Origin of the sequence: Corynebacterium sp. CCM 9204, assembly GCF_041357695.1 — a bacterium.
Classification (GTDB): Bacteria; Actinomycetota; Actinomycetes; order Mycobacteriales; family Mycobacteriaceae; genus Corynebacterium.
This window is the reverse complement of sequence record NZ_JAUERX010000001.1, coordinates 868,389-893,603: the sequence shown is the minus strand read 5'-3', so window position 1 is coordinate 893,603 and position 25,215 is coordinate 868,389. Positions and strand designations below refer to the sequence as shown.

16 protein-coding genes are annotated in these 25,215 nt (G+C 61.1%); 2 read left to right on the top strand and 14 right to left on the bottom strand.

Features of this window, described 5'->3' with window-relative positions; translation table 11 throughout:
• Positions 1–13: 13 nt before the first annotated feature.
• From QWU43_RS03930 to QWU43_RS03890, 9 genes are all read right to left on the bottom strand, one after another.
• Positions 14–787: an SDR family oxidoreductase gene (locus QWU43_RS03930; protein ID WP_370914198.1), complete on the bottom strand. Its 774-nt coding sequence runs from the start codon at positions 785–787 to the stop codon at positions 14–16.
• Positions 784–1,950: a M24 family metallopeptidase gene (locus QWU43_RS03925; protein WP_370914197.1), complete on the bottom strand. Its 1,167-nt coding sequence runs from the start codon at positions 1,948–1,950 to the stop codon at positions 784–786. Before QWU43_RS03925 ends, QWU43_RS03930 begins: the two co-directional genes overlap by 4 nt.
• 178 nt (positions 1,951–2,128) lie before the next feature.
• Entirely contained in the window at positions 2,129–4,951 is a 2,823-nt protein-coding gene (locus tag QWU43_RS03920; RefSeq protein WP_370917156.1) for a DEAD/DEAH box helicase, read from the bottom strand.
• A 10-nt stretch (positions 4,952–4,961) separates the two neighbouring features.
• Positions 4,962–6,059: a twin-arginine translocase subunit TatC gene (gene tatC / locus QWU43_RS03915; RefSeq protein WP_370917155.1), complete on the bottom strand. Its 1,098-nt coding sequence runs from the start codon at positions 6,057–6,059 to the stop codon at positions 4,962–4,964.
• Positions 6,060–6,153: 94 nt separating this feature from the next.
• Complete coding sequence (gene tatA, locus QWU43_RS03910; protein WP_370914194.1) at positions 6,154–6,582, bottom strand: Sec-independent protein translocase subunit TatA; 429 nt, start codon at positions 6,580–6,582, stop codon at positions 6,154–6,156.
• 37 nt (positions 6,583–6,619) lie between these two features.
• Positions 6,620–7,624, bottom strand: a complete 1,005-nt coding sequence (locus QWU43_RS03905) for a helix-turn-helix transcriptional regulator (protein ID WP_370914193.1) — start codon at positions 7,622–7,624, stop codon at positions 6,620–6,622.
• Entirely contained in the window at positions 7,621–8,625 is a 1,005-nt protein-coding gene (locus QWU43_RS03900; RefSeq protein WP_370914192.1) for a helix-turn-helix transcriptional regulator, read from the bottom strand. Before QWU43_RS03900 ends, QWU43_RS03905 begins: the two co-directional genes overlap by 4 nt.
• Complete coding sequence (gene pafA / locus QWU43_RS03895; RefSeq protein ID WP_370917154.1) at positions 8,622–10,067, bottom strand: Pup--protein ligase; 1,446 nt, start codon at positions 10,065–10,067, stop codon at positions 8,622–8,624. Before pafA ends, QWU43_RS03900 begins: the two co-directional genes overlap by 4 nt.
• 5 nt (positions 10,068–10,072) lie before the next feature.
• A complete protein-coding gene (locus tag QWU43_RS03890; protein ID WP_370914190.1) occupies positions 10,073–10,264 on the bottom strand; it encodes a ubiquitin-like protein Pup in 192 nt (63 codons plus the stop codon).
• 509 nt (positions 10,265–10,773) lie between these two features.
• On the opposite strand from QWU43_RS03890, the gene QWU43_RS03885 reads away from it, so the two are divergent.
• Both QWU43_RS03885 and QWU43_RS03880 read left to right on the top strand, forming a co-directional pair.
• Positions 10,774–14,727, top strand: coding sequence for a Rib/alpha-like domain-containing protein (locus tag QWU43_RS03885; RefSeq protein WP_370917153.1), 3,954 nt, complete (start codon positions 10,774–10,776; stop codon positions 14,725–14,727).
• A gap of 593 nt (positions 14,728–15,320) precedes the next feature.
• Positions 15,321–17,678, top strand: a complete 2,358-nt coding sequence (locus QWU43_RS03880; RefSeq protein ID WP_370917152.1) for an HtaA domain-containing protein — start codon at positions 15,321–15,323, stop codon at positions 17,676–17,678.
• Positions 17,679–17,755: 77 nt separating this feature from the next.
• On the opposite strand, the gene dop is transcribed toward QWU43_RS03880, so the two are convergent.
• The 5 genes from dop to QWU43_RS03855 form a co-directional block, all read right to left on the bottom strand.
• Positions 17,756–19,303, bottom strand: a complete 1,548-nt coding sequence (gene dop, locus QWU43_RS03875; RefSeq protein ID WP_370914187.1) for a depupylase/deamidase Dop — start codon at positions 19,301–19,303, stop codon at positions 17,756–17,758.
• Between the two features lie 11 nt (positions 19,304–19,314).
• Complete coding sequence (arc, locus tag QWU43_RS03870) at positions 19,315–20,955, bottom strand: proteasome ATPase (RefSeq protein WP_370917151.1); 1,641 nt, start codon at positions 20,953–20,955, stop codon at positions 19,315–19,317.
• A gap of 83 nt (positions 20,956–21,038) precedes the next feature.
• Positions 21,039–21,875: a tRNA (adenine-N1)-methyltransferase gene (locus tag QWU43_RS03865; RefSeq protein WP_370917150.1), complete on the bottom strand. Its 837-nt coding sequence runs from the start codon at positions 21,873–21,875 to the stop codon at positions 21,039–21,041.
• A 39-nt stretch (positions 21,876–21,914) separates the two neighbouring features.
• On the bottom strand, positions 21,915–23,177 hold the full coding sequence (locus tag QWU43_RS03860; protein WP_370917149.1) for a M18 family aminopeptidase: 1,263 nt from the start codon (positions 23,175–23,177) through the stop codon (positions 21,915–21,917).
• A 15-nt stretch (positions 23,178–23,192) separates the two neighbouring features.
• Positions 23,193–25,181, bottom strand: a complete 1,989-nt coding sequence (locus QWU43_RS03855; protein ID WP_370917148.1) for a thioredoxin domain-containing protein — start codon at positions 25,179–25,181, stop codon at positions 23,193–23,195.
• Between the last annotated feature and the right edge of the window lie 34 nt (positions 25,182–25,215).

Below are 25,215 nucleotides of genomic sequence, written 5' to 3'. Positions count from 1 at the left end.
CCTACCTTCAGACTCAGCGTGGCATCCTGCGCCACACCGGGCGAGGAACGATGCGCATGATCCGAGCCAGAAGTTCAAGTCGACGGGGAATCCACAAGGTCATTGAGCGGATCTGCCCCCGTTCGTCCTGGACCCGAATCTCCCCGGCAATCGCATCCGCTACCTCTGCGGAGGAGACGGACATCGGAGCAGGGACCATGCCGCGTGTCATCCGCCCGATGACGAAACCCGGCCGTGCGGTGATCAACCGAACTGGACCGCCGTGCAAGCGGTCTGCGAGCCCTTGACAGAAAGCGTCGAGACCGGCTTTCGTGGACCCGTACACGTAGTTCGCGCGGCGGGGACGCCATCCTGCGACAGAGGAGAACGCGATGATAGTCGCAGTCATCCCCGATACCGATGTTTTCGTGAGCACATCGGCGAGTATCGTCAGTGCAGATACCTGCGCGGTGTAATTGATGGTGGCTATCCGGGTGGCGTGCGCTTCATCCTGTTCCGCCTGCTCCTGATCACCGAGGATCCCGAAGGCGACGATGGCGAACGCAGTTGGCCCAGCCACTGCCAGCGCCTGCTCAATGACCTGCCGGTGATTGTCCATGTCGGTGGCTTCGAAAGCGATGCGATGAACGCTGTCCGCACCAGCCATGAACATTCGCTCCTCGACGTCATCGAGCGCATCCGGGTCCCGTGCCGCGAGAACCACGGCCCGGCCGATTGCCAGGCGCTCGGCTAACTGGGTCCCGATGTCACTGTGGCCGCCCAATAATAGGACAGATCCCGGGTTCACCAGAACAGGCTCCTCGGCCGATTGTTGAGTGTCCGAACCCCGTCCCCGGTCACGGCTACGATGTCCTCGATCCGGGCCCCTACCTCGTTCGTCAGGTAGATCCCCGGCTCGATTGAGAACACCATTCCCGGTTCAAGGACGGTATCAGATCCCGCCGAGATCGATGGTGCCTCATGCGTCGATAGACCGATACCATGCCCCGTGCGGTGTATGAACTGTTCCCCATATCCGGCCGCCGTGATGATATCGCGGGCCACATGATCGATCTCTCCGGCGGTGACTCCGGGACGGACCGCCCGGACGGCGGCCGACTGAGCCTTTTCCAGCACGCGGTACATGTCGAGCACCTGTTCGGTGATCACCTGTGGATCTGCGTCAGCAACGAGATACGTGCGAGTGCAGTCGGAGCGGTAACCGCTCGGTAATGTGCCTCCGATGTCGACGACGACGAGGTCGCCGGTGTGAAGTCTGCGGTCGGAGAAACTGTGGTGTGGATCAGCACCGTTCGGTCCGGACCCGACGATGACGAAATCAACGGATGCGTGCCCCTCATCGAGGATCATCTGCGTGATCTCCTCGGCTATCTCAGTTTCAGTCCTGCCCGGCTGCAACAGCTCGGGAACCCGCGCGTGGACCCGGTCGATGGCGGCCCCGGCGTTGGCGAGTTGTTCGATCTCGTAGCCTGTTTTCACCATCCGTAGCCGATCAATCACCGGTGCCGCGAGGATACTGACGTAGCGGAACCCAGCCAATCTGCTCTGCAGCGGAAGGACATGGTCCGCAGTGAGAGTAGAACCCAAGCCGACCCCGTGAACGTTATCTCCGGAAGTACCGTTACACGGGACGAGATTCCGGCTGATCATCTGGTACGGATCTTGTCCGTCCCGCCAAGGGATCAGGGCGATTCCGATTTCCTCGGTGCGTTCCCTGACGATGCTCCCCGCGTCGACAGCCGGGACGATAAGAAAATCATCGCCTTCCGTCTGAATGACCAGCGCAGTCAGGCGCTCATGCGAGTCGATATCCAGGCCCGTGAAATACTCGAGATCAGGGCCGGTCCCGAGAATCATGACCGGCATATCCGCACTACGCATGTGTTCCAGGATCGCGGTACGACGGTCGCGGTGGAGCTGTCCGGTGGATGCGGTCTCACTCGAAGTCATGGCCCCATCATAGATAGTAGTCTGGGATGCGCTACCGCCGGGTCTGCGGAAGAATACCGCTTGCACAGTCGGTAGTACGCGGAATCTTCGGGGAACCGTGTTTTCGGGATCGCGGGTGGATCAGTGTCACCACCGTCGTATACACAGTCCCCGCAGCTACTGTGTGTCCCCGGTAGAGTCAGGCTCCGATCGCCACGACGCCACGACGGATTGCGTCGATGGCTGCCCGGGCGGTGTGTCGGACCTCATCGGTGTAGCCTGTTTTCGCCACCTGTTCGAGGAGATCGATAACCTGGCGGCACCAGCGGACGAAATCACCCGGGGTCAGCTCCGCACCGGATTCCGCTGCGGCGGCCATGCAATAACCCATCGGTGCGCCTGCGGTCCACTGGTGGATCGCGAGCGCGAAACCTGCTTCCGGTTCTCTGGTCACGGGGAGGTTGTGCCGCTGCTCATCGAAGACCAGTTCCCCGTGGATGCGTTTCGTCGCGTTCATGGCTGTCGCCATCCGGTCAGTGGCCCCATCCGGAGATCCACCGTGCACCTCCCGTCGGTTCTGGAAAGTGCACATACTGACAACTCCGGCGAGTTCCGCAGGGTCCAGATCGTTCCAGATACCGCGGCGGAGACACTGTGCGACGAGCAGATCGGATTCATTGTGGATCTGCGCGAGCCGTTCGCCCTCCTCGGTAATCACTGGTGTCGGTTCGACTGCGTCTTCCTCCGTGACGAATTCGAGGTAGTCCATCTCCGCGAGGAGATCGACGATCCGGTCAAATGTCCTGCCGAGGGTATCCGTCGCTGCGGACACCCTCGATGTGAGTCGGTCCAGATCACGTTGCCGACGGATCAGCTTCTCCGCGATCCTGGCGAGTATCTCTCGGTCGGCCCAGTCGTGTGCGGGGTGAGCACGGAGCTCCGTACGGAGTTGCCGGACCTCCGCGGTGTCCCGGACCCTGGTTTCGTGGCGCAGGCTCTTCGGACGGGGAAAATTGCTCTTGTGGATCTCCCGGGCCACGGTGCGTGCATGTTTCCTCGGTTTGCGGACCACATCTTTACCGAGTGGCAGGTGGCCGACGATCTTGGGCGCTACTGCGAATGATCCGGCATCCACTCGGCCCGCCCACCCGGTTTCGGTGATCAGCCACGGGCGGGGATTGTGCGAATCGGGAGCGGGGGTGACGACGACCGCGAACATGGGATGCTTCTTGGTGGGCAGCGCGATGACATCACCAACCTGAAGTCTACGTAGTGCTACGACCGTTTCGGTGTGTCGGTCCTCCAGATGACGCCGCCTCGCGAGCTTTTCCTTCTTCGAGAGCTCAGCCCGCAGTCTGATGTAACCGAGGAATTCCTCGACGGCTTCGCCCTTCGTAGCGGGAGGATTCGCCGCGGTCACCGCTCGCTCCAGTTGCCCGCGGAGTTCTGCGACCTTCTTTTCGGCCCTCTCGATCTCCCGGATCTCGTCGACCACGGAGCCGTCGGCCTGGAACTGGGCGAAGGACTTCTCCAGGAGTCTGTGCGCCGGACCGTATCCGATGGTGCGAATCAGGTTGACGCTCATGTTGTATCCGGGCTGGAACGTGGAGATCAAGGGGTAGGTGCGTGTGGATGCGAGTCCCGCGACGGCACGTGGATCAATCGCCGGCGTGTACTGCACGACGGCATTCCCCATCGTGTCGATGCCACGTCTACCTGCACGGCCCGTGAGCTGTGTGTACTCACCCGGAGTCAGATCAACGTGAGCCTCACCGTTGTATTTGACCAGTTTCTCCAGCACCACGGAACGGGCGGGCATGTTGATACCGAGTGCCAGGGTTTCCGTTGCGAAAACCGCCCGGACGAGACCCCGGGTGAACAGTTCCTCCACGATGTGCCGAAAGGCGGGAAGCATACCGGCGTGGTGCGCGGCGAATCCACGGGTGAGTGCAGCCCGCCACTGGCGGAAGCGCAGTATCTCGAGGTCGACCTCGGGGATGTCCGATACCCCGGCATCGATGATCTGACCAATCTCCTTCGCCTCATCCTCCGTTGTCAGGGTGAGCCGAGAGCCGAGACACTGATGCAGTGCGCCATCGCATCCCGCGCGGGAGAAGATGAAGGTGATTGCCGGAAGCATGTTCCTGTTCTGCAGAACTCGAAGGACTTCAGGCCGCCCCATGGGGCGCTGATGTCCTCCTTCCCGCGGGTGTCCTGATCTCCGTCCTCCGTGCCGACGTCCGGAACGGCTGCCGTCTGCGTCACCTCCGCTTCGGGAGCGGAAGCCCCCACTACCTGAATATGCGGAGGTTCCGCGTTCGAGTTCGGCAGAGTTCAGGCGCTGGACGTGTTTCTCCAGTTCCCGGTTGACCGAGCCCCCGGTCCCCGGCTCGAACAGCGGATAGAGGGTCCTACCGAGCAGCATCCACTGATCCAGCGGAACCGGACGGTGCTCGGAAACTATGACCTCGACGTCACCGCGCACCGTCCGCAGCCAGGCACCGAATTCCTCCGAATTGGACACGGTCGCGGATAAACCGATGATGCGCACCGATTCATCCAGGTTGAGGATCACTTCCTCCCAGACCGGCCCACGGGAGCGGTCCGCGAGATAATGCACCTCATCCATCACGACATGGCTCAGTCTGTCGAGTGCCGGGGAACCCGCATAGATCATGTTGCGCAGAACCTCCGTCGTCATGACGACGATCTCCGCGGACGCGTTCACCGAGACATCTCCGGTGAGCAGACCCACAGACTCCTCACCATGGACGTCGACGAGGTCGTGGAACTTCTGGTTGGACAGTGCCTTGATCGGGGTGGTGTAGAAACACTTGGTGCCCCGCGACAACGCCAGAGAAACGGCGAACTCCCCCACGATCGTCTTCCCTGCCCCGGTGGGAGCGCAGACCAGAACCCCCCGGTCAGATTCAACGGCGCGGCAGCCCTGCACCTGGAAGTCATCGAGGGGAAAATCGAGCCGTGCGGTGAATTCTTCGAGATGCGTGGCGGTATCCGTCATGGGTACAACGCTACCCGGGTTCACCGCCGCAGTCGTACCGCAACATCGGGCGGACCCTCACCCCACCCGCATTCAGAGAACGTCGTCGAAGTCGGAGCCGGGCCGACTGTCGAAGCGCGGCCGATTCAGCTCTCCTCCGGTGGAGGGACGGATGGGATTTGGGGCAGCGACAGGCCCCGAACTCCGGACCTGCCCGCTCCCCCCCGGACGAACCATTCCACGGTTGCGGTAACGGGGATGCCTCGTCATCATCCAGGTCAGCCCACTCGGGGCGATCCCGTTCGCGCCTGCGGTCGTTGAACCGACAGAACTGAATGGATAGTTCGACGAGCAGAGTCAGAGCCAGCGCGAGTGAGACCATACTCATCGGATCCTGGCCCGGGGTGATCACCGCAGCGAAACAGAAAATACCGAAGATGATGATGCGCCGCTTGTCCTTCAACTGTTCGTAGCTGACCACACCTATGACATTCAGCATCCCGATGATCAGCGGAACCTCGAAACTGACCCCGAAGACGAGGAGGAGACCAATGAGAAAGCTGAAGTAGAGCTTGCCGTTCAACGCCGTGGTGGAGGATTCACTGGCGAAGGTGAGGAGGAACTCGAGGGCGAAGGTGATGACCCAGTACGCAAGGACAGCACCTAGCAGAAATAGGAGGACTGCCACTGTCACGAATATGGCGGTGGAACGGCGCTCGTTTTTGTGTAGTCCCGGGGTGATGAACAGCCACAACTGAGTGAGCCACACCGGTGATGCGAAGACCAGTCCTGCGAGTGCACCGACCTTCAGTCGGAGCCCCAGCATCTCAAAGGGGCCGGTGGAAAGGAGTTTGTAGGTACCGTCAGCGGAAATGTCGGCCCGAACCGTTTCCGGAAGGCTGCAGTACGGTTCACGGAGAAGAAATCCGAGTGTAGGAAGACCGAAAACCGAATGCTCGAACCAGATCACACCGATGATGGTTCCGATGCCGAGCGCGAGTAGGGAGATAATGAGACGCCTCCGCAGTTCCCGGATGTGTTCCACCAGGGTCATGGTTCCGTCAGCGGACCGTTTCGTGGACCGTTTTCGGCGAGGGATCAGCCGCTTCTTCGGGGTGGGGATGCTCATTGGCGATTGATGATCCGCTCCGTGGTCGGTACACCGGGAAAACAGGTGCACCGGGTCAAGACAGACGTGAAAGTGCCTGTGTTTCGCTCGTTTTCTACTGCTGCCGTTGATCGGGGTAGTTCGGGGGCAGATAGCCGGACTGATTCTGCGGATATCCGGGCGGCGTCGGCTGCTGATAGCCCTGCGGAGTCTGGTATCCCTGCGGTTGCTGGTATCCGGGGGCGGGGTTCGGCGGCTGGTTGAGGTTCGCCTGCGGGTTCGGAACACCGTAACCCTGCTGCGGATACTGTGGCGCCTGCGGATTCTGCGTCAGTTCCCGGGACTGCGGAATGACGTTGGTGGCGGTTGAGTCCGTCGCTGCGGTGTTCGTGGTGTCATCGTCGTTCTTCATCTCCTTGACCTCGGATTTGAAGATGCGCATCGAGCGACCGACCGACCGGGCTGCATCGGGAAGTTTCTTCCATCCGAACAGAAGAATGACGACGAAGGCGATGATGAGTAGTTCTGGAGCGCCGATGGGCATGGGGAGGACCTTTCGTTCGTGCGGTGGATGGAGCTGGTCACGCTCCCGCACCATGATGATACGCGGCCAGCCCTGCATCGGCGCGTTCCGACACCGCTGCGACCAGATCAGAGGGTGCATCGACTCTCACCCGTCCCCCTTGTCCGAGGATGAAACGTATGAACCAGTCACGTGAGGACACTGGCATCCTGGCGCGGTACCAGCCGCCGTCGGCGGAGAGATCGCCTGAAAGATCCATGGGGACGTAATCCGCGAGCCAGATCGCGTCCTTTCGGATCCGGATCTCGGCGTGGCAGGTGACGGTGGTGAAGGAGAAGGGATCGTCGGCGTTGAAACGGAGCTCTTTCAGGTGTGGATCACCGTTTTCCTCGGTCATTTCCACCTGCCTCATCCGATCTGTCCGAAACGTCCTGTGAGTGGTGGCCAAGGTATCCCACGCGGTGACATAGGTGTGCCCCTCCTTGGTGAAGACACGAGCGGGAACCACTCTGCGGAATGAAGTGGTATCGCTTGCTGCACTGTAGTACGTAAAGGCGAGAACGGTCCTGTTCTCCAGGGCGTTCCGGATGGTTTCCAAGGTCGGTGATACGGATGCACGAAACTCATCGGACACGACTGAATCAACGACAGCGACGGTATTGTCCGCCATGATCGCACGGAGTTTGGTGGCGGCGCTCACCACCGCTGTCCGATCTGTCAGTCCATCGACCTTCTCCAGGGATTCGAGAGCGAGGAGAAGCGCCCCGGCTTCTGTCGGGGTCAGACGGAGCGGGCGGTTCATACCCTGACTGTTGGTCACGTGCACAGACGGATAGGAATGTTCCAGATCGACCAGATCCGCCGGTCCCAGTCCCGGTAGACCACAACACCAGAGACGGTTGAGATCATCCATGATCTGTTGTGGCGGACAACCGAGATCTCCCGCAGCCTCCATGATCGACCTACCCGGGTGCACTGTGAAATAAGGCAGAAGGTTGAGCATCCTGATCAGATCGACGAGTTTGTTGTTCACCCCGGTTGCCCCCAGTTTCTTCCCGTTCATCGAGTGTCCCCCGGGTTTTTGCCCGCGTCGGAATGCTGGACAGATACGGACAGCATGGAGATGATCTCAGCCCGAATCTCCTCCGGCTCCGTGACGACGACCTGCGGTGCATGCGCCGCAGCGGTGCGTATGATCCAGTCGCGGTCGACGTTCCGTAGCACGTGGATGTCGTCGGACTCATGCTCGGCGGCGGCTGTGAGCTCCCCGGCGGTTCCGGGCTCAGCCCGGAACCGGACATCTACGAGGTCACGTCCCCGTTTCAAGGAATTGACTACGAGATTGTGCAGGAACTCGTCGCCGCCTTCCGGGCGCGCGTGCGTGGCGTCGCCGACGATACCGACGTCCCGCACACGGGTGATCCGGAAGCACCGTACCGCGTCCCTGTCTACGTCGTGGCCGACGATGTACAGCCGTTCTTCGTGGTTCACCAGCCCCCACAGATCCATCCTCCGTGTGGCGGAATCCCCGACCGGGCCCCGGGAGTATGTAAATGTGATACGTCGTCCACTTCTGCAGGCGCTGAGGAGTGTATCGAGAGTCTGCGGACTGAGATGCGCGGTATCGTTAAGCATACTGACAACCGGAACCGTCCCGAGTTCCCGGGAGACTCCTGCCGCAGCGAGTTTCGTCCAACCTGAGCGTGCGAAGGCGGCGAGCCGTCGTCCGAGTCCCATATCACCCGCCAGTGCCAGCACGGTAGCCTCAGCCGATGTGAAACTCACCTCGGGAAGTGAATAGTCTTCGGACTGCAGGCGGTAGCCCGTCTGACCGGGATGTACCCGGTCAGCGACCATTTCCACAGGAACACCTGCTGCCCGAAGGACAGCGAGATCCCGGTTGAACATCCGGCGGGCCGCATCCATACTGCGGCCCGAGTACCCGGCGACATTGTCCTTCACCCATGCTGCGGTGAGGAGTCTGCCGCCGTAGTTCTGGTCGGCGTCGAGAAGCGCGAACGTTAGGTTGATCAGGCGCTCCAAGCCCTCGTCCTTTTCAGTCATGATGCTGTGTCGTACTCCGCTGCGTGGGTGTCCATGTAGGAGATGAGGTCATCCACCCGCGAATCTACCGATGCGAAAGGATCACCCAGTAGCACGACCTGTGGCTCAGGGCGGTTGATGCGTAGGCGCATCCAATCCACGGTGACCGGTGCGCCGAGTTGTCGTGCATGGTCGAGGAACCTCCCCCGTAACGCGGCACGGGTGTTCTGCGGTGGGGCGCCGATGGCCGCGGTGATCGCCTCGTCGGTCGTCCACCGAGAAATGAGTCCCCGCTCCATAAGCGTGGAGTAGAGACCTCTGCCCGGACGAACATCATGGTAAGCCAAATCAACCTGGGCCAGTTTCGGATGGTCTATTCCCACTCCGAGACGATCCTGGTAGCGGCTGATCAGTTTACGTTTGATCACCCAGTCGATCTCGGTATCCACCGGCGAAAAATCACTGGTATCCAAAGCTGTGAGCATTCTCCGCCAGAGGTCGACGATCCGGGCGAGTTCCTCGGCTGGGGTACCTCCCTCAGAAGGTTCCCGGATCTCCAGCCACTTCTCGGCTGCAGTACAGTATCTGTTCTGGAGTTCAAGGGCGGTGATCGTTCCACCATCTGTCAGTGGGAGAACGGTTCGTCCGTGGAGATCACGGGCGATGTCCCTGATTGCCGCAGTATCGTTGGCTAGTTCAAGTTCCGGCAACGGGAAACCGGCCTCGATCATCTCCAGCACGAGAAGTGCAGAACCGATTTTCAGTGCAAAAGTCGGTTCCGACATCGAGGAATCCCCCACAATGATATGGAGACGACGGTAACGCTCGGAATCCGCGTGTGGCTCATCCCGGGTGTTGATCATCGGACGAGAACGGGTTGTCGCCGAAGAGACACCCTCCCACACGTGGTCCGCCCGTTGTGAGACACAGAACCCGGTACCGTATTTTTCACTCGGGCTACCGGGGAATGGTCGGTAGATTTTTCCAGCGCCTGCGATGAGCTGCCTAGTGATGAGAAACGGAACCAACGCCAATCCGAGCTTTTTCAGGGACAGCTCCCGGCGCACGAGATAATTCTCGTGGCACCCGTACGAATTACCGATTGAGTCGACGTTATTCTTGAATACGTAAACACGTGTTCCTTTCCCCAGATCGTTCTCGACCTGTTGTGCGAGCCCGTCGACGATCCGGTCCCCCGCTCGCTCATGATTGAGTAGCTGGGTAATTGAACGGCATTCGGCGGTTGCCCACTCCGGGTGCGAGCCGACATCGAGGTAGAGACGGGCCGCCGAAGACGTGAAGATGTTGGAACTCGCGTGTTCCTCCACCACAGGGCGGAACATGAGCCGTGCGAGTTCGTCAGGGATCATCCTGCTACCGTCGGCCGTTGTACAGGAGATCCCATACTCGGTCTCGATGCCCATGATCCGTCTGGTCAGTGCCCCCGTCGCAGACGCGGTCATGCTGATTACTGACCGCCTTTCTGGACGTAGGAACGCACGAATTCTTCGGCGTTCGACTCGAGCAGTCCGTCAATCTCATCGAGTAGGTCATCGGTTCCATGGGTGTTGATCTGTGACTGCACCGCATCTTGACCGAGGATGTCATCGTCACTGCGGTCATGGCCGCCGCTGGCATGAATGGTTGGATTGCTTGCCATTGTCGTCCTTTCCTTGGCGTGTTCTTGGCATAGAACCGCTGCACACCCAGAGGATATCCGGGTGCGCAATCTGTATTTGCTCCGGGTTCAACTGTAGCGACGTTCCGGAAGGTTTGGTCCGGGGGTACCACGATTCCTGTGTTGCAAGGTGTTCACCCGGAGAGGTTTCGATTGAAAAAGATCCGCGACATGGGAAACGGGGCTAGATGGGAGCTAAAAACTTAATGGGGACTGTGTGGATGATAGGTTTAGACCCTTGTCTAATGCAGACATACTTAGCCTAATCTATGTTAGGTTATATGCTGGTAAGCCCCATCCACTCCAACTGGTTGGCTGGAGGCCTGGCCCGGGAATGTCTCGGTGGATGAAAATATGCAGGTGAAACACGTTACTGTTTGTTAGTCCAGGCCTCTCGGGGAGGGTGACTTTCACCTCTTCAGTGAATTACTCTCGAAGGTGTGCCACTCACATCTTTGCGAATACATGAATAAAACATAAGGAAAATCTGAATGGCTCAATCAAATCGTCGTATGTCTCGAGCGGGAATCGCAGCAATCGCCTGCCTCTCCCTCACTCTCTCCCCCATCAGCCCGGTTGGTGTCGCTCTCGCCGACGCAACCTACGCTAAGGGTGTAGAAGCCACGGACGGCGCCACGCAGGCCTACGTCGCCGACACGGACGCACTCCACTGGGGCATCAACGAGATGTTCCGCGGAAAGGCAACCTCCTTCGAAGCCGCCGATGGCGCGCGCTACGATGCCGAGGCGGAGCAGTTCGTCTTCCCCTATGTCGCCAAGGATGACACGGCGAAGACCGTCAGCTACACCGGCTCCGTCACGATTCTCGGCGAGTGCGACGACCCGGCTAACCCGTCGCGCGGCACCTGTGCCATCGACGTGACCTTCACCGACCCGGTTGTCACTGTTGATCTCGATGGCACGAGTTCCGTCTCCGCCACCGTGCACTCCACCATGGACGGTACTGAATGGTTCGGCCCCGAGGTCGTTGAACTGGCCATCCTGGACTTCTCCGCCGCCAGGTTCAACAACACCGATACGGACACCACCTGGGTTGACGTCGCTGCCACCCCCACCGAGGCGGCCGCCGACAACGCATTCCTCGGAACCGGTGCCCTCGGGAACCTCGAGTTCACCTACCCGGGTGCAACCGAGGAGAAGCGGAACGCCGAGCTCAAGGTCGACAATTACTCCGCGGCGAAGTCCAACTTCAACACCGCATACAAATTGAAGACGATTCAGTTCGATGATGGATCCGTCCTTCAGATTTACAAGAGTTATGGTGCTGCCACAGCGGCAGTTTTTCAGCCCGGGTTTGAGTCAATCACAGAGGCTCGCGAGCTGGATGTCCAAGGTAATTTCCTTATCGCTGCAGATACAGCAACAAAAGCCCTTTACTGGGTTGATGGTAACAATAATGTGAATAAGGGGATACTTGGTGCGGACGGTACCATCGGGGGCGAAGAACGGATCAGCGAACTCGGTGATGCCGGTCATGTTAACGGCCTTGCTGTTCAGCCCGACGGAACCATAGGTCTGGTGCTTGTCCCGACCTATAATTCGGAGCCTACTTACGCCCGCTTCGTGGAGATCACTCCGGACGGAGAATCAACAGTCACTCCGTTACCCTCCGCCAAGGAGCTGCACCCGGAAATCGACGACAGCAGCCCCTGGTACGGAGACGATGCTTTCGGCAGGTCCTTCAATTCGAAGAACAGCCTCGCGGCACTGTCCGACGGCACCTGGGTGTTCGTCAACGATTTCGAGGTCACGCCCGATAAGGGCGCGGTCCCGATTCATATTACCCCGAACGGGGATGACAAGGCTTCACTCCTTACCGGTGCTGCGGAGCTTTTCGCCGACTATCAGAACATCAACGGTCTGTACGTCAACGGTGATATCGTCGCGCTCTACAACGGCCGAACCGAAAATGAGAGAGACAACAATCACACTGTCGTAGGTTTCTACCGCTACGCCGACGGCGAACTGACACCGATTTACACCAATACTTCTGCTGCCACCTTCCAGGTCATATCAGGTGTCGCTGCGGATGGTGATTCGCTTTACATCCTGAGTTCCGCAAACAACACGTTGACCAGTCTCAGCGCCGTCGACGGCAGTGTCCAGACAAGTGTCGTCCTTGATGTGGCGACTGATTTCTATAAAGTCGGAAACAGTAACTACAACAACCTGATTTCCGCTGGCGGGAAGCTTCTCGTCAGCATCCCCGACGATGGCGATAGCTATAGTGATGAGCACACGAGGCTCGCCACGATCACTCGGAACGTATCCGAAACAGTCGCCGATTCCACCGTCGAGCGCGTCACCGTCGGTGAGTACGATGATGCGACCAGCTACGAGCCCATGGTGGATGACACCGCCGTGGAAGCGACCGTCGGTACCCCGGTGACCTCACCCGCGCCGACCTTCGACATGATCGTCACCGACGAAACTGAGATGGGTACTGCACCGGCCGGTACAGAATTCGTTATCGCGGAAGATGTTCAAGGGGCAACTGTCGGTGTTGACGGTACAGTCACTCTCGAAGCCGTTGAAACCCAGGCTGACACCAATGTCGTGGTCCCTGTTACGGTCATTTATCCGGACACCACCACCGACGAATACACCGTGACCTTCAAGGTCAGCGCCGCCGCCGATCCCATCGCGGACACCGGCAAGGTGTTCTACGGTAAAGACGCACTGACCGTCACCGCCGGTGAAACCGGCACAGTGGCACCAGCATTCGTTGCTGACGGTGAAAACAAAGATGTCCCGGCCGCGACCTTCGTGTTCGAGGGCGATGTCCCCGCAGGTGCCTCGATCGATGAGAACACCGGCGTGGTCACCTATTCCCCGACCGAAGCGACCGACGACGTCAAGAACGTCAAGATCCGCGTGACCTTCACCCAGGACGGAAGCACCCAGCTCTCCGGTGTCTCCCTCAAGGCGGAGGCCGCGACGCCGACCTACAGCGAGCAGGTCTGGTATCCGGATGCGATCACCGTCGCCCCCGGTGAGACCGCAACGACCACGCCGAAGCTCGGTGGAATCGAAGCCGGGAGCGAGAAGAAGGACATTCCGGATGGCTTCACCTTCGAGCTCATCGAGGATATCGACGGGGTCAGTGTCGACAGCACGACGGGAACCATCACCTATGTGGCGCCTGCTGACGCAGAGGGCGCAATCTACCCGCAGGTCAACGTCACCTTCCCCAGCGGTAAGACCCAGAAGACCGGTCCGGTCATCAACGTGAAGAAGGACGAGCCCGCCCAGAGCGAGGTCTACGTCTACTACGGCGGGACCGTCACCGTGGATCCCGGACAGGAAGCGGTGGCGACTCCCGAAGCTGCGACAATTAACCCCTACACCGTCGTCGACATGCCTGCGGGCACGACCTTCAAGTTCGTGGACAAGGACGATGAAGCACGCCCGGCAGGCATGACCCTGGACGAGAACACCGGTGTCGTCACCTTCACCCCCACCGAGGACCAGGCAGGACAGAGCTACTTCTTCTACGTCCAGGCCACCTACGGTGACGGAACCCCCGCCCCGCGCCCCGCGGTCGGCCTGATCAAGGTCAACGAGGCAGCTACCCCGGAGCCCGACGAGAGCTCGAAGTACAACCTGTTCTACCCGAACACGGATGTCACCGCCGGAGAGAGCGCAACGTCCGCGCCCTACGCCGACATGGCTGGCACCGATGACATCGAGGAAGGCGAGATCCCGGCCGGGACCACCTTCGAGCTCGCCCCGGCGGGTAACCCCGAAGGAGCGGTGATTGACGAGAACACCGGCGTCATCACCTACACACCGGCTGCTGGCACGGAAGCCCAGAACGTCGCGTTCTCCGTCACCGCCACGTACTCGGATAATTCGACCGACGCCGCCATCGCCGTGTTCATCGTCTCCGCTGCCGCGCAGCAGATCGATGACAACGCCAAGTACACTCCGGTGTACGCCAACGGCGAGGTCAAGGCCGGTGAATCCGTGGCAGTCACACCGACCTTCGACATGACTGACACCGACACCGTCGAGACCGAATCGGCCCCGGCTGACACCACCTTCGCGTTCTCCGGTGTCCCGGCTGACGGATTCTCCATCGACACCGGCACCGGCGTTGTCACCTACGAAGCTCCGGAAGATGCCGAGGACGCCACCGTCCAGGCTATGGTCACCGTCACCTACGCTGACGGCACCAAAGACGAGTCAACAGTGATGGTCGTCGTGTCAGCACAGCAGCCTGAGCAGACCGGGCCCACCGGTTCTTCGTCACTCGTGGATAAGCTCACGGGTAGCGCCGTCGGGGTTTCTACCGCGACGGGAATCATCGGGCTACTCTCCATCGGTGCATTCTTCAGTGTTATGGCTGCGGTCATCCAGTTCCTCATGGCTCAGATGCCCGGTGGTTTCCACCTCCCGTCCTTCCCCGGATTCCCCAGGAGCTAAATGCTAGGTCCGTGGCCAACAGTGGTCCCGGACACTGATCAACGGAACCCGGCCCCGGGCCTCCCCCGCACCAGCGGGCGAAAGCTCAGGGCCGGGTTTTCGTCGTGCATTCTCCGTCCCGGTCAGAAATGTCCGTCACTGAGTGAACCTGATCAACACCGTGCAATTGGTAATACGCACAGTTCGGACACGTGTAAAGCCCCGCCCCCCGTATAGTCGGACCACCGCAGGAGCGGACTCCGCGTAAGGGCAACTTCCGTGTCACTGTTGTATCGGAAAGCGCACGACCGCAAAGAAACGGGGTGACTGCGATCATTCCCCACCGTGGGTGGCCCAATAATTCAATCTTTCGGTTGAGTACCGATAGACCCTTCGCCATTGAATCTACGACCGCCGATCCGGAGCGGATCGGCGGAAAGTCGCGCGGTGTCATTTAACGCTCTAGCAAACATTAGATGGCTGCAGAAATGATGGTGAGGTCTGGCTAACCTCTGTTACCCTTACCTGCATCCACCGGTGCAGCAGACCCGATCAATCGGAAATCGTGACCATCGGTGTTCAATTCCGAACATCAGATCCTTAAGGACATGCCAGTGCCCAGAACTTCTTCCCGCCGAATCACCCGACTCGGCCTCGCAACCGTCACCGCGCTCACCCTCGGTTTCGGTTCCGTGGCGCCGGCTTTCGCCGGTGTCGATGACACCATCGGCATCACTCCCCGGACCGGTGCGTCTCAGGACGTTGATGTCTCCATCCCCGCTCTCTCCTGGGAAATCCGGGATTCCTTCAACAACTACACCGGTGGGGCCACCAACATCCTCGACGGTGCCAAAATGGTCGACGGCACCTTCCTGTGGCCCTACGAGTCCACCGAGACGGACGATGAAGGCAACGCCGTCGTCCAGTACGGCGGAACCGTCAACTACATGAAGTACTGCGAAGGCAATGAACCTGTACGCGGTAACTGCCAGTTGGACCTTACTGTGGCGGACCCGAAGATTGTGTTCAACGCCGACAAAGGAATCGGAACACTGTACGCGACGGTCAATTCCCGGACCTACCAGACCGGTGAATGGCTCGGCGTGGAAGTTGTTCCGTTCGCGACCCTGGACTTCAAAGCGGGTCGCTACAACAACCAGACCGACACCACCACATGGAACAGTGTTGCGGGCTCGCTTCTTCCGAAGGGACAGGAAGCGTTCTCCAATTTCTACACCACAAATCCGTACATCAGTTCCCTGTCCTTCTCCTACCCGGGTAAGACCGAACTGAACTCATCCGGCTCCGAGGGCTATTCTCTCGCCGAGAGCGTTCAGCTTCCGGTCGAGGTTGGTGGCTCCGAGCGTCTCTACGCTCTGTCCGATGGATCAGTCCTGTATGTGACAAACAAATACGGTGCAGGTAAGGGCGTTGTCGTATCGCACGACCTGGATACGATCTCGGATACCTTCGAGTTCGTGACCAACGGCGCGACCGACACCGCCTTCGACACCGCGACAGGCACCCTCTACTGGGTGGAGCCGAAGTCTGACCCCGCGATGAGTGTGATCCACAGTGCCCCGGTGACCGCATCCGGTATCGGATCCGCCACGGAGGTCGCCACGCTTGAAGGAACGGTCTCGGGATTCGCGAGGGACGCGTCCGATGGCACCCTCGGTGTCCTGCACCTGCTGCCCAAGATCGGGGACTCCGTCGACGACTACCCCGCCCGTTTCACGACGATCACCGTCGACGGCAGCAAGACCACCGTAGAACTCCCGAAGGAGACCGAACTCTACCCGGATGTGGACACCGAGGCCCACTACAACGAGGTATACGGTTCCCCTTACGTGTTCTCCTCCACGTCCGGACTGCGGGCCCTCAACGACGGCACCTACATTTATGTCTACGATCATGCTGTCCCCCGGACCGATGGTTCGAATCCGGGTGCTCTGCCGGTTCACATCACTCCGTCAGCCACTGACACGAAAGCAGCGCTGGTCCATGCTTTCACCCCCGCGATCGAGGATCACAGCCATAGCTTCCGTGGTGTGGCAACCGATGGAACGAACATCGGTATCTACAACAACTACCCAAATTCGCATGTAGCGTTCCTGAGGTATGAGAACGGTGAGTTCACCATGCCGTACCACGCTGTGAATCCGGAAGATCTCAGCCTCATCGCAGGTATGACCTTCAACTCCGAAGGTCAGGCCCTGGTATCGACCGGCAAGAACAACTTCCTGACCGTCGACCCGTCCACGGGTGAGGTTCTCCGTAAGGCGTCGCTCTCCGGCAACATGAAGAATGCGGAAAGAAACGAGCCACTCGCCACCATCCTGGTCGACGGTGATGCTTTCGTCGTCGACCACCGTGAGATCGCCTACGTCGACTACGCTGGCCTCCAGCGCCTCGAGCTCCCCGGGGAAGAGGGTCAGCACGATCCTGACATCAGCGTCATCACCATGGGAGAGACCCCCGACGAGACCACGCCGCTGACGGACTCTGTCGATGCGTACTTCGGTGAGGCCGCCCTTGAGGTGACCGCAGGCGAGTCCGTCACTTCCGGAACGGTGCTCTTCGACGAGACCAGCACCGCTGACCGTGAGGCCGCGTCCGCTCCCGAGGGAACTGTCTTCAGTCTGGCTGAGGATGTTGCAGGCGCGACGATCGACGCCAAGACCGGTGCCGTCACTTATGCACCGGCTGCTGATGCTCCCGCCGGTGATGTCATGATCACCGTCACGGTCACCTACACGGATGAGAGTACCGATACCGTTGATCTGACGGTGAAGGTCACTGAGGCGAAGACCACGCCGACCCCGAACGGTAGCAACGGGAAGAACATCTTCTCCGGACTCTTCGACGGGTTCAAAGGCAACAGTTTGCTGGCACTCGTGTCTGTCGGTGGAATCTTCGCGCTCATCGCGGGACTGATCCACTTCATCAACACGAGCATTCTCCACCGCTAGATAAAAGAAGAGAACCCCATACCGGAAAATCTGTTCCCGGTGCGGGGTTCTCTTCTTCAGGTGCGGGTACGGCGGAGTCAGCGGCCGGGGCCTCCGATGAGGTCAGACGGGGCGAGTCCCCGCTCCGCGACGAGTCGGAGGAGTTCGGTGGCATCAGCAGCACGATCGAACAGGTCTTCACAGTTTGCCCGGGTGAGACAATCCAACTCCGGCATCCGCAGCCGGTGGTGACCGGTCACGCGGTCGCCGTTGACGACGATGGTGTCCCAGCTCGCCGCAAGCACCTGATCGGGCCAGCGACGCATGATCTCCCCCCGGAAGAATGCACGCGTTCCTTCCGGAGGGGTGAGCACCGCGGCATCTATCGCGGCAGAGTCGACGAGGCTCCGCATGCTGCCGCGCCGGACAAGGGCATGATGCAACCCACGCTCGGGATCGATGTCGGAGTACTGGAGATCGATGAGTGCGATCTTGGGATGGTTCAGGTCGATACCCCGATCAGTGAACCGCTGGATGAGGGACAACTTGGCCGTCCAGTCGAGCCGGTCCGATGTCCGTAGCGGATCGATGTCCAGATCATCGAGCAGGTCCTCCGCCGTCCGGAGAACGAGCCGGTCTATGTGATCGGTTGCAGTGCACCGGGAGAGATACTCCCGGAGGATGGCTGTCGCGCGCATTTCCCGGCCATCCGCGAGCTGGAGCAGTCGACTACATCTGAGATCTCGGGAGATCTGCTTCACCGCGGCAACGGGGTCGACGAGTTCCAGATCGGAGAAGTCGTCGCCGGCTTCGATCGCTTCGATGATCAGGGGGGTGAGTCCGAACTTCAGCAGGTTGGATGTCTGGGACATGTTCGCGTCCCCGATGATGACGTGGAGCCGCCCCCACTTGTCGGCGTCAGCGTGTGGTTCATCCCGGGTGTTGACGATTCCCCGGTTCAGGGTCGTCTCGAGTGACACCGACTGTTCGATGTAGTCAGCCCGCTGGCTTATCTGGAAGCCCGGGAACTCACCCCGTTCCCCCAGACCGACGCGGCCCGCACCGATAAGCACCTGACGGGTGACGAAGAAGGGGATGATCGCCCGGGTCAGGACATCGAAGTCCGTGGAACGGTGCCACAGGTAGTTCTCGTGGCTACCGTAGCTCGCTCCCTTGCCGTCGACGTTGTTCTTGTAGATCTTGAGAGGCGGGCACGGAGATTGGCCTTCAATCACACTCTCACCACGGTCGGTGTACTGCCGTACCGCTTCCACCGCACGATTCATCACCAGGTCACCCGCGGCATCGTAGATCATCGTCTGCATCGCATCGGTGGTTTCCGGGGCCGAATACTCGGGATGCGCGTGATCGACGTAGAAGCGTGCACCTGATGAGGTGATCACGTTGGCGACGCCGACGGTATTGGGATCGATGACAGGGGCTGTACGGAAGCGCCGGAGGTCGAAGCCGCGGGCATCACGGAGAGGGGTTTCCTCACCGAAGTTCCAGCGGGTACGGCGGAGAGACGCACCGGTTGCGACGGCGTAGGCGAGTACGGTGTGGGTGGAGGTGACGATCGGGCTAGCTGTGGGATCATCCGGGGTGGAGATACCGTACTCTGTCTCGGAACCGATGAAACGGGTCATGGTGGCGTTTCCTAACGTGCGGGAGGTTCGGGATCAGATGGGGCACCGAGTACCCGGACACCCGCGACCCGGCTTCCGGGGCGTCCGGTGATCCGGGACCAGGCATCCGGGTTCGAGGTGTTTGGAAGGTCCTCGTTTTCCTCGTTCTCCGCGTCGATCGCCGCTGCAAGATGAGCACTCGTAATACCATTCGTCCGGCCGGCGAGGTGGTCCTTGATCGCTTCTTTTTTGGCTCGGTCCACGATGTTCGTAATCATCGCACCGGAGACGAAGTCGTGGTAATGCAGAACCTGGATGCTCCCGTCGAGATAGGTCAATTCGACGAAAGGTCGGGGTCGGAACAGATGTTCCGCAGCATGCTCGATGAGTTTCTCTGGATCACCTGCGACCGGTATATTCTCGTGGAGCAGCCGCTGAAAGATCTCCCGGGCTCCCGCCCGGTCGGGTCGTTGGACCCGGATCTTCACGTCCAGACGGCCCGGGCGGAGGATCGCGGGGTCGATGAGTTCCTCGCGGTTCGTCGCGCCGATTACGATGACGTTGGACAGACTCTCCACGCCGTCGAGTTCGGCGAGTAGCTGAGGGACAACGGTGGTCTCCATGTCGGAGGATACCCCGGATCCCCGTGTCCGGAAGATTGACTCCATCTCATCAAAGAACACGATGACTGGGCGTCCTTCGCCAGCGAGTTCTCGGGCACGTTCGAAGATGAGTCTTATCTGGCGTTCCGATTCCCCGACAAATTTATTCAGTAGTTCGGGACCTTTGACATTGATGAAGTAGGAACGTGAGCCATCACCGATGCGCTCGGCGAGTGAGTTCGCGACCGCCTTGGCGATGAGTGTCTTCCCACAGCCTGGAGGACCATAAAGGAGGACGCCTTTCGGGGCCCTCAGGTTGTAAGCGTGGTAGAGATCCGGATGGGTGAAGGGTAGTTCGACGGCATCCCGGATTCGGGTGATCTGATCGTCGAGACCGCCGATGTCCGCCCAAGTGACGTCGGGAACCTCCTCTAGCGCTAGTTTCGCGACCTCGGTCTTGGGAATGACCTCGAAGGCATACCCTGCGCGATTGTCCACCAGAAGCGTATCTCCCGGTCGCGGTGGCTTTTCACCCGCGAGCAGTGGTCCCGCGAGGCGGACGAGGCGTTCCTCCCCGGTGGTATCGATGACGAGAGCCCGGCCATCCGCAAGAACTTCCGTCACACTAGCCATCTCCCCGGAGTCGTCGAAGCCGCAGACCTCCACGACTTGTGCGCCTTCGCCGAGTCGAACCCGTGCTCCGGGAACGAGCGAGGTGGGGTCAACGAGTGGACTCACCGCGAGGCGCATCCTTCTGTTCGATGTGAACACCTCAGCACAGGTCTCCTCGAACCCCTGGGTTGGCTCAAGATACGTCCCGTAGGTGGACGGCGGTGCTGAGAGTTGTTCCAACTGTTCGTTGAGGACTGCGAGTTTTCGGCGTGAGGCAGTGAGCAGCTCCACGAGTTTGGTGTTGCGGGTTGCCAATTCGCGATTGTCACGACGGACTCGGCGCAGTTCTTCCGAGACCTCCCGGTATGTGTCGATGGCGGATCGGGGCGCCGGTATCGACTGGGCGGCGTCGGTCGAAGCGTTGTCGTCCGGTTCGGGGGTGTTGACGGAGGTGCTCATGGAACTCCAATGTAGACCACCGGGGTCGGTGAAGTGTGAGGTGAGGCTGACTTATCCTGACTTATGGATCGTGGAAGTGCCCGTTATTTCCGGGCGCGTCGCTGCGGCCGGGGTGCGACCGTACCGTCCGCCAGGCGCCGCGCCCAGACCAGGAATGCGGTGTGGGCGTTCATCCTGTGCTCGGGGCGGGTGGCCAGTCCCTCGACCTTCCACTCCCGGACGAGGGATTCCCAGGCGCGGGGTTCAGTGAAGCACCCCAGTTCGCGGATACCCTCCATGACCTTCATCAACTGCGGGACGGTGGCCACGTATGTCATGAATACTCCTCCCGGAAGAAGAAGTCCTCGCACCGCGTCGAGACATTCCCAAGGCTCCAGCATGTCGAGGATGATGCGGTCGACGGGACCTCCGATGTCGTCCACCGTGACCTCTTTAAGGTCGCCCAGACGAGGAGACCAGTTGGAGGGGCTCCCCCCGAAGAATTCATCGACGTTCGACTCCGCGTAGTCGAGGTGATCCTGCCGGATCTCATAGGAGATCAGTTCACCGGACTCACCGATGGCACGGAGCAGTGTCATGGAGAGAGCCCCGGAACCTGCACCGGCTTCGAGTACGCGCGCGCCCGGGAAGATGTCGCCCTCGATGAGGATCTGGGCGGAATCCTTCGGGTAGATGACTGCTGCGCCGCGAGGCATGGACAGAACGTGGTCCACCATCAGATGACGGAAACAGAGGTATAGACCGCCCTGGGAGGATTCCACCACGGTACCTTCGTGCTGGCCGATGATGTCATCGTGTGCGATGCCCCCCTTGTGGGTGAAGAAGCTCTGCCCTTCCTTGAGCACGATCGTGAAGTGACGGCGTTTCGCATCGGTGAGCTGGACGCGGTCGCCCGCTTGGAAGGGGCCGGAATAAGCCATGAGTGTCTCTCGTTCGTATCTCGTCGTGGGCGGTTCGGGTTAAACGCCGGCGTAGTAGGTGCCGAGGATCTGAGCCAGCGTGTCGACGTCGCGGGCGGAGGCCATCTCGCGTGCGGAGTGCATGGAGAGGATGGGAACGCCAACATCAAGCGTGGTGATGCCGAGGCGAGTCGCAGTGATCGGACCGATGGTCGTTCCACAGGGTACGTGGTTACCGGAAACGAACACCTGGTTGGGGGCACCGACGGTGGAACACAGCCGGTGCCACAGGGCCGCGGATTCGGCGTCGGTGGCATACCGCTGCTTCGCGTTGACCTTCAGCGCTGGACCAAATCCGGCAAGTGGACGGTTGACGGGATCGTGCCGTTCGGCGAAGTTCGGGTGGACCGAGTGCGCGGCATCGGCAGAGATGCACGATGAGCGGGCGTACATCCGGGCCCGGCCGTCGATCCCCCGGGCACCTAGGGCCTCAGCAGTGCGATCGAGGACGTTCTGCAGGATCGGCCCGGCCGCCCCGGTGACGGCACCGGATCCAACCTCCTCGTAGTCGAAGGCCGCGAGGACGAGGATGTCTCTCTGGGCGTCCGCGCCCCCGTCCCGCACGGCTGTGTTCAATGCGGTGGTCGCGGGCCAGACGCTGGAAAGATTATCCAGGCGGGGCGCCGCCAGAAGGTCCAGCTCAGCACCGAAGAACTCCGGGGCCTGCGTGTCGCAGGTGATGAGGTCGTGGGCGATGATGTCGTCGTCGATTCCCGCTAGACGGGCGACCGTCTCGAGCACGGTCTCCCGGGGGTCACCTGTGCCGAGGACCGGATAGAGGTGGCGCTGCCGGTCGTACTCGAAGCCCTGGTTCACCTTCGGATCGAGATGGATCGCGAGATTCGGGACACGGAGTAGCGGGCCCGTGTCCACGAGGTGCTGTGTCCCGTCCACGGTGATGACCCGACCGGCGAGCCGGAGTTCGCGGTCGAACAGCGTCGACAGGATTGGGCCGCCGTAGACCTCGCAGGCGGCCTGCCGCCAGCCCGCGGTTCCGGCGTCCGGAAGGGACTTGAGCTTCAGTCCGGGTGAATCGGTGTGGGCGCCGACGATCCGGAAACCTGAGTCGGGGCCCGCTTCCCGGGGGATGTACCAGGCCAACACAGCACCACCCCGGACCAGGAGATGGCCGCCCGGTGTCGCGTCCCAGGTATCCGTCTCATCCTGTTCCGTGAATCCCGCGGCGAGAAGCTCGCGGCGCACCTGGTCCGCTGCGTGATAGGAACTCGGGGAGGCGTGGATAAAGTCGCTGAAGCTGATCATGTTTCCATCCAACCATCACAGGGCAACGGTTCGGCCACACACCCCGGCCCGACAGATCTGCACATGCGTGCCACGACCCGGGTGCGGGCCGTCGACCCGGATACCTGACGGGCCTGTACCGAGGATGATCGCTGCGGAATCGAGTTGTCGGCGGAGCCGGGAGAGCGCCTCTGCTGTCGGTGACGTGACCACCGCGCGGGTTGGGCCGGATGCCGCGAGTTCACCGAGACTAAGCCACCCGCCGGCCTGGAGGGGGCGCGCGCCGGCGACCTCCCCATGGACCGCGAGGATCTCCCGTCCACGGCTCGCCCACCGCTCGGCGGTGTCCGCGTCCCCGGTGGCACCGATGACCATCGACCCGGTGAAGAAGGCTTCCCCCGCCACCGCGACTCCGGCGGGGGCAGAGGTGTCGAAAGGATCCCGGGCGCGCAGTCCGAGCACCGGGATGGGACTGCCGCTGTCGAAATAGGTGCCTGGGTTGTCCGGGTCCGCGTGGCGACGTTCGATCTGATTGAGGGCGTCCCGGAGAATCCGGAGGCAGTCTTCCGTGAGTGCCTCATCCCCGGTGCAGGTGGCTGCGGAGGCTGTTCGGGTCGACGCCAGGGCCAGCCACGCGAGGTCTGCGAGTGATGCGGATTCTCCGCCACTGACCCGGAGAAAACCACCGTCGGTAGTCCGGTGCAGCCTGTCCAACCCGAGGATAGCGTGCACGGCCGCGTCACGGAATGTGTCGTTCCCAGCTCCCGGCAGAAGTTCCGCCGCCTCACTGAGGGCGACCGCGGCCATCGCGGTACCTGTTGTGGTTGCGGTGTCGTCCCGCCCGGGTTGCGGGTCTCTCGCCCGGGCGGCGGCGAGCTGTTCGCGGATGCGGAGGAAGCGGGGCATGTCGTCTGGATCACGCGACAAGGTGGGGACGGAGCCGCCTTCGGCATCATCAGTATTGCTGATACCGAATAAGGTGGCGATCCAGTTGGCGTCGTCGGAGTCCCCTAGTGTGGCAGAGACCCTGTTCCGGGTGTAGCGGTAGGTTGCGCCCTCGACTCCGTCGGTGTCGGCGTCCAGGGAGGTGGCGAACAGTCCGTCCCGACGACGCAGTGAGGTGAGCAGGAACCGTGCGGTGTCATCTGCGGCCCGAGTTGCCAGGGGATCACCCGTTGCGTGGGCATGCGCCACGAGCGCCCGGAGCAGGAGCGCGTTGTCGTCGAGCATCTTCTCGAAGTGCGGGGTCCGCCACGCCGCATCCACTGTGTATCGGGCGAAACCCCCTCCGATCTGGTCGAAGATCCCGCCGCGGACCATGGATTCAATGGTCCTTCCGACGAGCGCGTGCACACGGTCGTCTCCAGTCCGTTCCGCCCGCCTGGTGAGCCCCAGGAGTGTGGCGGACGGTGGGAACTTCGGGGCACCGCCGAAACCACCGTGCACCGGGTCCTCGGAGTCCTGGAGTGCGGACGTCACCCGGTCGAAGACCTTGTCGACGGTCGGGACCGGGCGGACGGGGGCGGAGTGCAGGGCCATCATCTCGCGAACCTTCTCCCCCATGTCGGCGATCTCACTACGGCGGTTGCGCCAGGTTTCGTCCACGGCGCGGATCAGACGGGGCAGGCCGGGGCGCCCCGGCCGGTCCTCCGGAGGGACATAGGTGTCGGCGTAGAACGGTCGTCCCTCGGGATCGGTGAAGACGGTCATCGGCCATCCACCATGGCCGGACAACGCGATGGTGGCCTGCATGTAGAGCGCGTCAACGTCGGGGTGCTGTTCCCGGTCCACCTTCACGCAGACCACATGCTCGTTGAGTAGTGCCGCGATGTCCGGATTCGAGAAGGACTCCCGGGCCATTACATGGCACCAGTGGCACGCCGCGTACCCGATGGAGACCAGTACCGGGACATCGCGATGGGAGGCTTCGGCGAAGGCCTCCGGGCCGAACGTCCACCAGTCGACGGGGTCGTCGGCGTGCTGCCGGAGGTAGGTGCTGTCACTGCCGGAAAGTCGGTTACCCATTCCCCCATTGTGCACGCTCCCCTGGTACGTCCCT